Annotated in this window: 1 protein-coding gene; it reads left to right on the forward strand. The window is 61.2% G+C overall.

The window, feature by feature from the left end; translation table 11 throughout:
• The coding region (locus RVY79_RS19625; RefSeq protein WP_317466248.1) for a 2Fe-2S iron-sulfur cluster-binding protein at positions 1-273 on the forward strand (273 nt) is incomplete at both ends.

Raw genomic sequence — 273 nt, forward strand, 5'->3', positions numbered from 1 at the left:
TCCAGTTTCACAGTTGCACTGAATTTCGAGGACGGCGTTACGCGGTTCATCGATTGCAAAGCGGGCGAGAAGGTGCTCGACGCCGCCTTCCGCGCCAAGATCAACCTGCCGATGGATTGCTCCGACGGCGTGTGCGGCACCTGCAAGTGCCGCGCCGAGAGCGGCAGCTACGACCTCGGTGACGATTACATCGACGACGCCCTGACCGAAGACGAGAAGAACACCGGCCTCGTCCTGACGTGCCAGATGGTGCCGCAAAGCGATTGCGTGATC

Source organism: Chromohalobacter sp. HP20-39, from assembly GCF_033052815.1.
Classification (GTDB): Bacteria; Pseudomonadota; Gammaproteobacteria; order Pseudomonadales; family Halomonadaceae; genus Chromohalobacter.